This window comes from Staphylococcus caeli (assembly GCF_051413795.1).
GTDB classification, from domain to species: domain Bacteria; phylum Bacillota; class Bacilli; order Staphylococcales; family Staphylococcaceae; genus Staphylococcus; species Staphylococcus caeli_A.
The window spans coordinates 24,747-36,261 of sequence record NZ_JBOIRQ010000022.1; the positions used below are offsets into that span (position 1 = coordinate 24,747).

Annotated in this window: 12 protein-coding genes, 8 tRNA genes and 1 riboswitch; of the genes, 17 read left to right on the top strand and 3 right to left on the bottom strand. The window is 35.0% G+C overall.

The genetic code is table 11. From position 1 onward, the window contains the following. The first annotated feature begins 248 nt into the window (after window positions 1–248). The 11 genes from ACSULM_RS10575 (at window position 249) to ACSULM_RS10625 (ending at window position 2,363) form a co-directional block, all read left to right on the top strand. Window positions 249–322, top strand: a tRNA-Met gene (locus tag ACSULM_RS10575). An 11-nt stretch (window positions 323–333) separates the two neighbouring features. Further along, a tRNA-Asp gene (locus ACSULM_RS10580) sits at window positions 334–409 on the top strand. Window positions 410–419: 10 nt separating this feature from the next. Next, window positions 420–492, top strand: a tRNA-Phe gene (locus ACSULM_RS10585). A 19-nt stretch (window positions 493–511) separates the two neighbouring features. Then, a tRNA-His gene (locus ACSULM_RS10590) sits at window positions 512–587 on the top strand. Window positions 588–599: 12 nt separating this feature from the next. After that, window positions 600–673, top strand: a tRNA-Gly gene (locus ACSULM_RS10595). Between the two features lie 10 nt (window positions 674–683). Beyond that, window positions 684–758 (top strand) — tRNA-Asn (locus ACSULM_RS10600). A gap of 1 nt (window position 759) precedes the next feature. Beyond that, window positions 760–831: transfer RNA gene (locus tag ACSULM_RS10605), tRNA-Glu, on the top strand. A 39-nt stretch (window positions 832–870) separates the two neighbouring features. Next, a tRNA-Ser gene (locus tag ACSULM_RS10610) sits at window positions 871–959 on the top strand. Between the two features lie 327 nt (window positions 960–1,286). Next, window positions 1,287–1,394: a putative holin-like toxin gene (locus ACSULM_RS10615; RefSeq protein ID WP_436862616.1), complete on the top strand. Its 108-nt coding sequence runs from the start codon at window positions 1,287–1,289 to the stop codon at window positions 1,392–1,394. Window positions 1,395–1,576: 182 nt separating this feature from the next. Beyond that, window positions 1,577–1,639 (top strand): putative holin-like toxin, encoded by a 63-nt coding sequence (locus tag ACSULM_RS10620; RefSeq protein WP_436862626.1) that lies wholly within the window; start codon window positions 1,577–1,579, stop codon window positions 1,637–1,639. 283 nt (window positions 1,640–1,922) lie between these two features. Further along, window positions 1,923–2,363 (top strand): carboxymuconolactone decarboxylase family protein, encoded by a 441-nt coding sequence (locus ACSULM_RS10625; protein WP_436862617.1) that lies wholly within the window; start codon window positions 1,923–1,925, stop codon window positions 2,361–2,363. Between the two features lie 54 nt (window positions 2,364–2,417). Here ACSULM_RS10625 and ACSULM_RS10630 read toward each other — a convergent pair whose 3' ends face one another. Beyond that, window positions 2,418–2,990 (bottom strand): PepSY domain-containing protein, encoded by a 573-nt coding sequence (locus tag ACSULM_RS10630; protein ID WP_436862618.1) that lies wholly within the window; start codon window positions 2,988–2,990, stop codon window positions 2,418–2,420. A 178-nt stretch (window positions 2,991–3,168) separates the two neighbouring features. Between ACSULM_RS10630 and menE the strand changes: the two genes are divergently transcribed. Both menE and menC read left to right on the top strand, forming a co-directional pair. Further along, the gene (gene menE, locus ACSULM_RS10635) at window positions 3,169–4,551 is read left to right on the top strand and encodes an o-succinylbenzoate--CoA ligase (protein ID WP_436862619.1); all 1,383 of its coding nucleotides are present in this window, start codon (window positions 3,169–3,171) and stop codon (window positions 4,549–4,551) included. Between the two features lie 19 nt (window positions 4,552–4,570). Next, window positions 4,571–5,575 carry an o-succinylbenzoate synthase gene (menC, locus tag ACSULM_RS10640; protein WP_436862620.1) on the top strand — a complete coding sequence of 335 codons (1,005 nt, stop codon included), beginning with the start codon at window positions 4,571–4,573 and terminating at the stop codon, window positions 5,573–5,575. Between the two features lie 5 nt (window positions 5,576–5,580). On the opposite strand, the gene yidD is transcribed toward menC, so the two are convergent. Continuing rightward, the gene (gene yidD / locus ACSULM_RS10645) at window positions 5,581–5,811 is read right to left on the bottom strand and encodes a membrane protein insertion efficiency factor YidD (protein WP_436854186.1); all 231 of its coding nucleotides are present in this window, start codon (window positions 5,809–5,811) and stop codon (window positions 5,581–5,583) included. A gap of 59 nt (window positions 5,812–5,870) precedes the next feature. Here yidD and ytkD point away from each other — a divergent pair, with 59 nt between their 5' ends. Together ytkD and ACSULM_RS10655 are read left to right on the top strand one after the other, a co-directional pair. Next, window positions 5,871–6,347 (top strand): RNA deprotection pyrophosphohydrolase, encoded by a 477-nt coding sequence (gene ytkD / locus ACSULM_RS10650; protein WP_436862621.1) that lies wholly within the window; start codon window positions 5,871–5,873, stop codon window positions 6,345–6,347. Continuing rightward, window positions 6,331–7,119 carry an alpha/beta hydrolase family protein gene (locus ACSULM_RS10655; protein WP_436862622.1) on the top strand — a complete coding sequence of 263 codons (789 nt, stop codon included), beginning with the start codon at window positions 6,331–6,333 and terminating at the stop codon, window positions 7,117–7,119. Before ytkD ends, ACSULM_RS10655 begins: the two co-directional genes overlap by 17 nt. A 116-nt stretch (window positions 7,120–7,235) precedes the next feature. Here the strand turns inward: ACSULM_RS10655 and pckA are convergent, their stop codons facing one another. Continuing rightward, the gene (gene pckA, locus ACSULM_RS10660) at window positions 7,236–8,825 is read right to left on the bottom strand and encodes a phosphoenolpyruvate carboxykinase (ATP) (RefSeq protein WP_436862623.1); all 1,590 of its coding nucleotides are present in this window, start codon (window positions 8,823–8,825) and stop codon (window positions 7,236–7,238) included. A 165-nt stretch (window positions 8,826–8,990) separates the two neighbouring features. Next, window positions 8,991–9,104: riboswitch (SAM riboswitch) on the top strand. Window positions 9,105–9,214: 110 nt separating this feature from the next. On the opposite strand from pckA, the gene metK reads away from it, so the two are divergent. Then, window positions 9,215–10,411 (top strand): methionine adenosyltransferase, encoded by a 1,197-nt coding sequence (gene metK, locus ACSULM_RS10665; protein ID WP_436862624.1) that lies wholly within the window; start codon window positions 9,215–9,217, stop codon window positions 10,409–10,411. A 94-nt stretch (window positions 10,412–10,505) separates the two neighbouring features. Continuing rightward, the gene (locus ACSULM_RS10670; protein WP_436862625.1) at window positions 10,506–11,414 is read left to right on the top strand and encodes a nuclease-related domain-containing protein; all 909 of its coding nucleotides are present in this window, start codon (window positions 10,506–10,508) and stop codon (window positions 11,412–11,414) included. The last annotated feature ends 101 nt before the right edge of the window (window positions 11,415–11,515 follow it).

Below are 11,515 nucleotides of genomic sequence, written 5' to 3' on the forward strand. Positions count from 1 at the left end.
GGAACAAAAATTAAAAAATTATAGATAAAGTCTGTTTTTACACAAATTAATCTGTAGAACCCATTGACTAAGGGCTTAAAAGTTTATATACTGAGTAAGTCTTATTTGATAGGGCATGTGCAAACATTAATTATGACATTTCTATTTTAACTTTGAATGAAGTTAATGTTAATTAGTTTTAAGATATTGTTGACATTAAGTAAATGAATGTGGTATATTAATTGGGTAAGCGTTATTAATAATATTAGCGCGGGATGGAGCAGTTCGGTAGCTCGTCGGGCTCATAACCCGAAGGTCGGTGGTTCAAATCCGCCTCCCGCAATTTTTTACATAGGTCTCGTAGTGTAGCGGTTAACACGCCTGCCTGTCACGCAGGAGATCGCGGGTTCGATTCCCGTCGAGACCGCCATTTTTATTAAGGTTCAGTAGCTCAGTTGGTAGAGCAATGGATTGAAGCTCCATGTGTCGGCAGTTCGACTCTGTCCTGAACCATTTTTAGCTTTATACTTTGGCGGTTGTGGCGAAGTGGTTAACGCATCGGATTGTGGTTCCGACATTCGTGGGTTCGATTCCCATCATCCGCCCCATAATCGTAAAGTGCGGGTGTAGTTTAATGGCAAAACCTCAGCCTTCCAAGCTGATGTTGTGGGTTCGATTCCCATCACCCGCTCCATTTTAATTATTCCACAGTAGCTCAGTGGTAGAGCTATCGGCTGTTAACCGATCGGTCGTAGGTTCGAGTCCTACCTGTGGAGCCATGGCCCCGTGGTCAAGCGGTTAAGACACCGCCCTTTCACGGCGGTAACACGGGTTCGAGTCCCGTCGGGGTCATACAAACAGAGGTGAATTATCGCTTCTGTTTTTTTATATGGAGAGTTGTCCGAGCTGGCCGAAGGAGCACGCCTGGAAAGTGTGTAGGCGCCACAAGCGTCTCGAGGGTTCGAATCCCTCACTCTCCGTTAATTCGATATTCCTCGTTATTCTTCGTTAAACTAAACGTTGATATAACGGGGTTTTGTTGTATATTGATATCCTTCGTTATATACCGTGAATAATGTATAAATTAATTGCTAATCCCGAAAATAACCAAATAATGATAGGGTTTGTTTGATTGAATATATGTATACAAAAAAGTTAGCAAAAAAATATAAACTGAAATGACATCATATAAAATCATGTTAGAATAAAATTATGAGTAAGTTAGATGGATGGTGGCTAATCTTAGTATAAAGTGAGGTGGTGCTTATGCAGGTACCTATAAAAACTTTAGAAAGGAGACGCCTTGTGTGGTTTCAATTGTAGAAGCATTACACTTAATGTTAGGTTTCGGTATGTTCATCGTTACCATGTTAAGTTTAGTGATTGCAATTGTTAATTTAGGCCATAAAAAATAACCATCTCTAGCTTTGACGAGAATGAGATGATTATTTAAATATTATCAAATTACAGTCACCGTCTTTTTAACGGGCTCAAAAGGGCAATGCATCTCAACTGTGTTGCCTCTTTACATGTATAATTTTACCTAAAAAAAGAACAGAAGACAACTACAAAAGAGATTATGAATAAATAATACGGTATGTTCATCGTTACCATGTTAAGTTTAGTGATTGCAATTGTTAAATTAAATCATAAAAAATAACCATCTCTAGCTTTGGCAGTTTTGATGGTTATTAGATCACTATTAAACAGTCACCGTCTTTTTAACGGGCTTAAAAGGGCAATGCATCGCAAGTGCGTTGCCTCTTTACATGTATAATTTTACCTAATAAAAGAACAGAAGACAACAATATTTCTAATTAAACAGTGCCAGTAATTTTTAAAAAATGATTTATATGAGCTAAAAAGTTTAGGTTATATTTTTGAATGTTAAAATAAGTGTAAGCGAACTAATAATATTTCATAAATGAAATGGAGATTAAAAAATGGATAATAGAATAGATTATTATGAGGTAGCAAAAGAAGAATTAACGGTAATTATGGATTTAGAAAAACAACTCAAGAAGACTTCTATAGATCGTAAATTACGAGAATTAATTAAAATACGTGTGTCTCAAATCAATGGATGTGCTTTCTGTATCGGAATGCATACCGCAGATGCAAGAAAAATGAAAGTGTCAGAAGAACAAATTTATTTACTTAATGCTTGGGACGATACAAATATTTATTCAGAGAAGGAAAAATTAGCGTTCAAATTGGCAGAGGCGATTACACATATTTCTAAAAATGGTGTGCCAACTGCTTTATATAATGAAGTACGTGCTCAATATTCTGAAGAAGAATATACGGACTTAGTATTAATTATTAATCAAATTAATATGTGGAATAGATTGTCGATTTCTATGGGCAACCAACATACTGTTTAATACAAGTAATCAAAAGCGAGCATCCAACTATAGGGTGCTCGCTTATTTATATAGTTAGTCTTCTTGTTCATCTGTTAATACTTTTCCATTTTTAGCATCAATGGTTAATTCATGTTTGGTTGTATCTTTTTTTAAATCTAAATCATATACTAATTTGCCATCATCTTTTGAAAGTGACCATTCTTTGATATCACCATTAAATGATTTTTGTCCTTTTTTAACGGCGTCTTTATAATCTATTGCCTCACTATACTTAAATGAATCTTGAGTGTCTACAGAGTCTTCTTTTTCAGATGTTTTGTGTAATACTTTTTGATTTTTATCAGAAATAATGACCTCAGATTCTTCATTATTACTTTGCTGTTCTATTTTATAGACCCATTCACCGTTACTTTCTTCAAAAGAAATGCCTTTCAATGCTTGACCAGAGTATTCACTTTGCGCTTTTTTAATTGCATCTTCTGGGCTTGTTTTTACCTTATCTAATTGTGTGACTTGTTTTTCTAAAGTCTCTTTACTAGGTTTGTTTGAATTCGAGCTATCATTAGAATCATCTTGATCATTATTACCACAAGCTGTTAGTAGTAGGGCTGATAATGATAAAGTAGTTAATGTTTTTAATCTCATTTAGTATCACTCCCATTTTATATTTAATAATTAATTACCCAGTTTATATGTTAGAAAAACTAAAATTTATAAAAAAACAGTCTTATATTTTATATAACTATTATATTTAAATAATCACAGGCTATGTTAAAAATGGTTAAACGCGTTATAATATATAGTGAGATGGAGGAATGTCAGAGTGGATTTTTGGTTGAAACAGCAAGCTAAACAAAATGGGGAACGAATCTTTGTGGATGATGGTGCAACGCAAATATCTTTTTCAGAAATGTATCAACGTGCTACGAGATTAGCTTATACATTAAAACAACTTCAGTGTGCAAGAGTAGGGCTATATATTAACAACTCAATTGATTCAATTGCACTTATTAATGCAGCTTGGCTAGCAGGGATTGAAATTGCAATGATTAATACGCGTTTAACGAAACGAGAAATGATTGCACAAATGGAATCGATTCATATAGATACTGTGATTGCAGTTGAAGCACTTGAATTAGAACAATTAAATATTGTGTATTTAGATACACTTGAGAGAGAGAATATTGATAAACAATATGAAGCAAATTTCACACAGGAACGGATTGCTTCTATTATGTTTACCTCTGGAACTACGGGACCTCAGAAGGCTGTACCACAGACTTTCAACAATCACTTGGCAAGCGCCATAGCTTGTAAAGAAAGTCTAGGATTTGATCAACAAACGAAATGGTTATCAGTGTTACCTATTTATCATATATCTGGATTAAGTGTTGTATTAAGGGCATTGATTGAAGGCTTTACTTTGCGCATAGAAGCCAAATTCAACGCGGAATCTATGCTAGATATTATTAAAAAAGAATCACCAACACACCTTTCATTAGTACCACAAACATTGAAGTGGCTAATGGATGCAGGTTTGAATCACCCTTATCACGTTGAAAAGATTCTGCTCGGTGGCGCTAAGCTCTCAAGTACGTTAATTACACAGGCCTTGTCACGTGGATTACCAATCTATAATTCTTTTGGGATGACAGAAACATGCTCTCAATTTTTAACGGCATCTCCAGAAATGTTACAACAACGCTATGATACAGTAGGTAAACCAAGTGAAAATGTGAGTGTTATGATCAAGAATCCAAATTCGGATGGTCATGGAGAACTTCTTATTAAAGGTGATAATGTAATGAATGGATATTTATATCCATTAAACAAATTGGATACTTTTGAGAATGGTTATTTCAAGACTGGTGATATCGCTGAGATTGATAGTGATGGCTTTGTAATGATTTATGATCGCAGAAAAGATCTTATCATTAGTGGTGGTGAAAATATTTATCCCTACGAAATTGAGACAGTGGCTAAGCAATTTTCAAATATTGAAGACGCTATGTGTATTGGCATTGAAGATGAAACATGGGGCGCTGTACCTATGTTATATTATGTGGCACGTGAGTCGATATCAGATGAACAGTTTGATGAATATTTCTCTAAACACTTAGCAAAATATAAAATCCCTAAACAATATAAACGTGTTGCGTCGTTGTCATATACCTCTACCGGTAAGTTACAGCGCAACCACTTATAATTAATACTAAGGAGACGCTATGAAGATAGTAGATATCAACTTTTACCATTTTGAAGCTGATTTTAAGGTGCCAGTGATAACGCCAAAAGTGAAGATGACATCACGTAAGACGCTATTTATAGAGCTTATTACAGATTTGGAAGATAGTTACTATGGTGAGTGCAATGCATTCGAGTCAGCATGGTACGCAAATGAAACAATTGACAGCGTTCAAGAACAAGTGGAGTTATGGTTTTCAAATTATGTGAACTATCCGTTTAAGTATTTTTCTGAAATTCAAAATGCATTAAATGACTTAGACGCATACCCAGCTGCACGAAGTACATTGATGATGGCATGTTATCCAATGTTTTATGAATTGCCATCTTTTCATGTACCATATGGCGCAACGTTAAATGGTGTAACGAAAGAAACATTGCAACAATTAACATGTACACAGCCTAAGCGTGTTAAGATTAAATGGACCGCGAATATATTAAAGGATATTGCAACCGTTAGATCATTAGCCTTTAATACGCAAATTGCAGTGGATGCAAATGAATCATTAACTTTGAAGCAAGCAAATCAATTGAAAGATCTAAGTGATAATCACATCCTATATATTGAGGAACCTTTTAAGTCATTGGAGCATTTAGAACATTTCGATAAACATGCACTGCCACCAATTGCCATTGATGAAAAGGCATCGTCTGAGAAGGCAATCCTAGATGCGATTGAATATTATGATGTCGATGTGGTTGTATTGAAGCCATTTAGACTCGGGGGTATAGATAAGGTGTTAGATTTAATACAAATACTTAGACGTAAAAATATTAGATTTGTTATTGGTGGTATGTATGAGTATGGATTAAGTAGATATTTTACAGCGATGTTAGCGCAGTATGCCGACTATCCAAGTGATATTACGCCTGAGCATTATTACTTTGATCATGATATTGTGCCGCGTTCAGGCATATTAAAAGGAGGCTCCATTTATTTTGAGCCTCCTACGGTAGATGTGATGCAACTGCAACGCATGATTTAAAATGATTAATCCTTATCTTTATTCTTTAATGGTACTGGGTCAAATCCACCTTTATGGAGTGGATGACATTTGGATATTCTTTTAATACCTAGCCAAGTACCTTTAATCGCTCCATACACTTGTATGGCTTCTCGAGTATATTCAGAGCACGTTGGATAGAAACGACAAGTTGCAGGTGTTAAGGGTGATATAAAATGTTGATAAATATGAATGAGTCCAAGAAATATCTTTTTCATAGTTTTGCCTCCAACAAAAATCTTAGCATTGTTAGTTTAACATAATATGGGGAAGCGTGATGTATGTGAAGTTTAGAGATAAAGAGAATGATGAAGTTTATTTAACCTATAAATCTAATAGCGATGTTGCAAATGGTCAACATGTATTGATTATTCCAATATATAAGCAACAATTACTTTTCACTCAGCATAAAATACGTGGTATTGAATTTCCAGGTGGTAAAAAGGAACCAGGAGAAACAAGTGAAACAGCAGCCAAACGTGAATTGTTTGAAGAAACAGGGGCTTCCATTAAGCATTGCGAATATATTGCGCAATATAGAGTAGATCGCCAAAGTGGATATAGCTTTACTAAAGATGTGTTTGTGGTTGAGGTTGATGAAATCATACAACAAGAAGATTATTTTGAAACAAATGGTCCGCTATTATACAAACACATGGATCAAATTGCAGAAACAAAAAAAAGCTTTTTGTTAAAAGATGCTGCGATACTACATTGTCTAGAAAGAGTGAGTGAACTTGGATTTTACCAATAAAAAGAGAATGCCTGTCGAAGCAAAGTGGCATATATTTGAAGAAGTCACATACCAAGTAGATGGTTTAAAGGTTCGAGGTTTATTAATGTTACCTAAGCAAACAGTGAAGCGCATTGTTATTTATTTACGTGGAGGCAAAGGCCAAGTGGGGAAAGTGAGAACAGGTCGACTTATGCAATTTGCTGATCCACAGACACTCGTGTTCGGACCGTACTATCGAGGTAACAATGGTAGTGAAGGTAAGGATGAATTCTATGGCGCAGATTTACATGATGTTACTGAGGCAGTTCGCATTTTACATCAGTTATATCCTGAAGCAGCAATCCATATGGTTGGTTTTTCAAGAGGAGGGCTGCAAGGCTTATTAACATTTCAAGATTTACCAGTATCTAGCTATATAATTTGGGGCGGTGTGTCAGACATTGACCTCATGTACGAGGAACGTGTTGATTTAAGAGGTATGTTAAAACGCATGGTGGGTCATCCTAAAAAGCAAGCAGACGCTTATCATAAGCGAGATGCTATTTCACAAATTACGGCATCAAGCCCACCAATTCTGATCGTTCATGGCGGACAAGATAAGCAAGTAGGTATTCACAATGCACATTATTTAGCAGATCAGTTGGAAAAAATTGGAACAACATATCGTACTTTTTATCAAATGAATGAAGGTCATGTGCCTAGACCATTTGCATTAACAAATACATTGAGCAATATTAGACAATGGATGACGGATGTTGAAAATGGTGTTATCAAATCATATGAATCATAAAAATATTTGTTAAGACTTTAAAGTGTGAAGTAGTGGTTGCTAATCAGATTTTTCAAAATGAACATACATAAAAGCAGGTTTCACTTTAGAAAAGTGAAACCTGCTTTTAAATATCTTTATTTAAAGCCACCATTTGTAGCTAATTCTTCAACATCGTCTCCAAATTTTTCGAAATTGTTTTTGAAGCGATTAATTAAATCTTGAGCTTGTTCTCTATATGCTTCTGGTTTGCTCCAAGCATTGATTGGATTAAGTAAAGTTTGAGGTACATCTTTGACATTTACAGGAATATCTAATCCAAACATATCATCTTTGATATATTCAGCATTACGCAATTCACCAGTAATCGCTTGGTTAACCATTTGTCTTGTATAGTTTAGGCTGATACGACGGCCAACACCGTATTTACCACCTGTCCAGCCCGTGTTAACTAGGTAGACATCAACGCCATGTTTATCAATCAAATTACCAAGTAAATCAGCATATACTTTAGCATTTAATGGTAAGAAAGGTGAACCGAAGCAAGTTGAGAATGATGGTTCGGGTTCAGTTACGCCACGTTCTGTACCAGCTAATTTGGCTGTGAAACCACTTAAGAAATGATACATGGCTTGATCTTTTGATAATTTAGAAATTGGAGGTAACACACCAAATGCATCGGCTGTTAAGAAGATGATTGTATTTGGATGTGCTGCTTTCGATGGTGTTACGATATTATCGATATGGTTGATAGGGTAGGCAGCTCTAGTATTTTCAGTATAGTGATTGTCATCAAAGTCAACATCACCATCTTCATCTACTACTACATTTTCTAAAATCGTTCCATATTTAATTGCATCATAAATTTGTGGTTCTTTTTTGTGAGATAGGTTTATAGCTTTTGCATAACAACCACCTTCTATATTGAAGATACCGTTATCATTCCAACCGTGTTCATCGTCACCAATCAGTTTACGTGTTGGGTCTGCAGAAAGCGTTGTTTTACCTGTACCAGATAAACCAAAGAATAATGCTACATCGCCTTTTTCGCCAACGTTTGCAGAGCAGTGCATACTCATGATTTTATCTTTTGGTAATAAGTAGTTCATTACGGAGAAAATACCTTTTTTCATTTCACCAGCGTATTCAGTTCCACCGATTAAAATGACTTTGTGTTTGAATGAAGTAATAATAAATGTTTCAGAATTTGTGCCATCTACTGCTGGATCTGCTTTGAAGTGTGGTGCTGAAACTATCGTGAAGTTTGGTTTGATTTCTTGAGCTTCTTCTTTAGAATTCGGTCGAATAAACATATTTTGTGCAAATAAATTATGCCATGCTAATTCATTAACTACAGTTAGTTTTAATTGTGAATCTGCGTCACTTCCGGCATAACCATTGAAGACATAAAGTTCGTCTTTTTGGTCTAGGTAATTTAAGACTTTATCGTATAGGTTTAAAAATGTTTCTTCCTCGATAGGTTGGTTAATATTTCCCCAGTCGATGTCATCTCTGTAAGATGGCTCAGTTACGATAAACTTATCTTTTGGTGAACGACCTGTATATTTCCCAGTCTTAGCATTGATTGCACCAAGTTCAGTTAATTCGCCTTCATTGTTATTTAAAATTTTGTTATACAACTGTGTTGTAGATAATTGAAATAATGAAGATTGCTTGTCTAGAATGTTTTCAATTTTACTTGTATACGTGTATGTATCTACCGCCATACTTAATCCCTCCACGCTATTTGTTGATGTAAGCCTTTACAATTACAGAGTATAACACATATGAAGTAATAGTCCACATCATTTTAAAAGGAATTTTAAATAAATATTAATAAATGTAAAATTGACATTATATCTTATATTAGGTACTATATATGTTAACGGATTCTCTTATCCTGAGAGGCGGAGGGACATGGACCCAATGAAGCCCAGCAACCTCTTCATTTATTTGAAGAAAGGTGCCAAACCGTTTGCAGACAAATAGCGTCTGAACGATAAGAGCGAATGGACGTATAAAGGGCCTTCTCTCTATTTACTATAGTGTAGAAGGCCTTTTTTAATGAGCTCAACAGAGAGAGAATTTTCGTAATTTAAAACTAAAGGAGCAAATTATGACATATAATAGAAGATTATTTACTTCAGAATCTGTAACAGAAGGGCATCCAGATAAGATTGCGGACCAGGTTTCCGATGCAATCTTAGATGAAATATTAAAAGACGATCCAAATGCACGTGTTGCTTGTGAAACGACTGTAACAACTGGAATGGCTTTAATTTCAGGTGAAATATCAACAACGACATATGTAGATATTCCAAAAGTAGTGAGAGAGACAATTAAGGAAATAGGCTATACGCGTGCGAAATATGGATATGATAGTCAAACGATGGCTGTTTTAACTGCGATTGATGAACAATCGCCTGATATTGCACAAGGTGTAGATACAGCGCTTGAATATAGAAATGATGCATCAGAAGAAGAAATTGAAGCAACTGGTGCTGGTGACCAAGGTTTAATGTTTGGTTATGCAACAAATGAGACTGATACGTATATGCCTTTACCAATATTTTTATCGCATCAATTAGCAAAACGCTTATCTGATGTGCGTAAAGATGACATTTTAGATTATTTACGTCCTGATGGTAAAGTCCAAGTAACTGTAGAATATGATGAACAAGATCAACCTCATCGTATTGATACAATTGTCGTATCTACGCAACATGCTGAAGATATTGATTTAGCACAAATTCAAGAAGATATTAAACAACATGTGATTTATCCTACGGTACCAGAGCGTTTATTAGATGATGATACTAAATTCTATATTAATCCAACTGGACGCTTTGTTATTGGTGGGCCACAAGGGGATGCAGGTTTAACTGGCCGTAAAATTATCGTCGATACTTATGGCGGTTATGCGCGACATGGTGGAGGTTGTTTCAGTGGTAAAGATCCAACAAAAGTAGACCGTTCGGCTGCATATGCTGCGCGTTATGTAGCGAAGAATATTGTTGCAGCGGAATTAGCTGATAAATGTGAAGTACAGTTAGCATATGCCATTGGTGTAGCAGAGCCAGTATCCATTTCAATTGATACATTTGGTACAGGAAAAGTATCTGAAAATGAATTAGTGGAAGCAGTGCGAGAACATTTTGATTTAAGACCTGCTGGTATTATTAAAATGCTTGATTTAAAACACCCAATTTATAAACAAACTGCTGCGTATGGTCATTTTGGTCGTACAGATGTGTTATTACCTTGGGAAAAATTAGATAAAGTAAATGTATTAAAAGATGCTGTAACGCATTAGTACGTAATTTTGTAATTTTGAAACTTTACTATCGATTGCATAGCAAATTTCTATTATAATGAAGTTATTGAACACATAAAGGAGCGTTTTGGTTATGAATTCATTTGGACCAATTGAAATTGGTTTAATCGTGGCAATTGTAGTAGCGGTCATTTGTTTGATTTTATTTATTGTCGCTTTGAAAAGTAAGAAAAAGGCACAAGAAAAGGTAGAGGCACAGTATAAATCAAGAGAACAACAATTGAGCGATGCACATGAAGAAGAGTTGGAAAAAGAAAGAATTGAAAATAAGAAAACAGTAACGAAACAAAAAGAAGAATATACTGCTACGGTTAATTCCAAAGATAGAGAAATTGATGCATTGAAATTATTCTCTAAAAATCAAAGTGAATATGTAACTGATATGAGATTGATTGGTATTCGTGAACGTTTGGTCAATGAGAAAAGAATTCGTCCTGAAGATATGCACATCATGGCAAATATATTTTTACCAAGAAATGAATTTAGTGAAGTGCAACGTATTAGTCATTTAGTACTGACACGTACGGGCTTATACATTATCGATTCACAAGTACTAAAAGGCCATGTTTATAATGGCGTGAGTGCTGCGCAGTTTAAAGAACAACCTATGATGGAACAGGTGTTTAGTACATTAGATCTTGATAGAACAACGCCACAAACGTTAGTCTTAGATCAAAATGAGGACAAAGATTCTCTATCATTTGTTAACTATACAACGCACTTAAACGCAATTGAAAAACTTGCAGGCGATATTCAAACAGAATTAAACTTGAAATTTACACCGACAACCATTTTATATTTCAACCCTAAAAATGATGGTGCAGTAACAATTTCAAACTATGCACAAAGTTCAAATACAAAAGTCCTTGTCGGCTCAGAGCAGTTAGACGAATTCTTTAATAAATTTGTCTTTCATGGTCGAATTCAATATAATGTGGAAGATTTACAGCGCGTTATGGATGAAATTGAATCATTTAACTAATCATTAAAATCAGGCTGGGACATAAATGTCTCTGACTAAACAGAAAACGATAATTTCTATTGAAATAATGTAGAAATTATCGTTTTCTTTATTTTTATCAA

Excerpts from the sequence above, each read along its gene's own strand:
- ACSULM_RS10625 (WP_436862617.1), top strand. The coding sequence starts at position 1,923 with ATGGATAATAGAATAGATTATTATGAGGTAGCAAAAGAAGAATTAACG.
- ACSULM_RS10630 (WP_436862618.1), bottom strand. The coding sequence starts at position 2,990 with ATGAGATTAAAAACATTAACTACTTTATCATTATCAGCCCTACTACTA.
- menC (WP_436862620.1), top strand. The coding sequence starts at position 4,571 with ATGAAGATAGTAGATATCAACTTTTACCATTTTGAAGCTGATTTTAAG.
- yidD (WP_436854186.1), bottom strand. The coding sequence starts at position 5,811 with ATGAAAAAGATATTTCTTGGACTCATTCATATTTATCAACATTTTATA.
- ytkD (WP_436862621.1), top strand. The coding sequence starts at position 5,871 with ATGTATGTGAAGTTTAGAGATAAAGAGAATGATGAAGTTTATTTAACC.
- pckA (WP_436862623.1), bottom strand. The coding sequence starts at position 8,825 with ATGGCGGTAGATACATACACGTATACAAGTAAAATTGAAAACATTCTA.
- metK (WP_436862624.1), top strand. The coding sequence starts at position 9,215 with ATGACATATAATAGAAGATTATTTACTTCAGAATCTGTAACAGAAGGG.
- ACSULM_RS10670 (WP_436862625.1), top strand. The coding sequence starts at position 10,506 with ATGAATTCATTTGGACCAATTGAAATTGGTTTAATCGTGGCAATTGTA.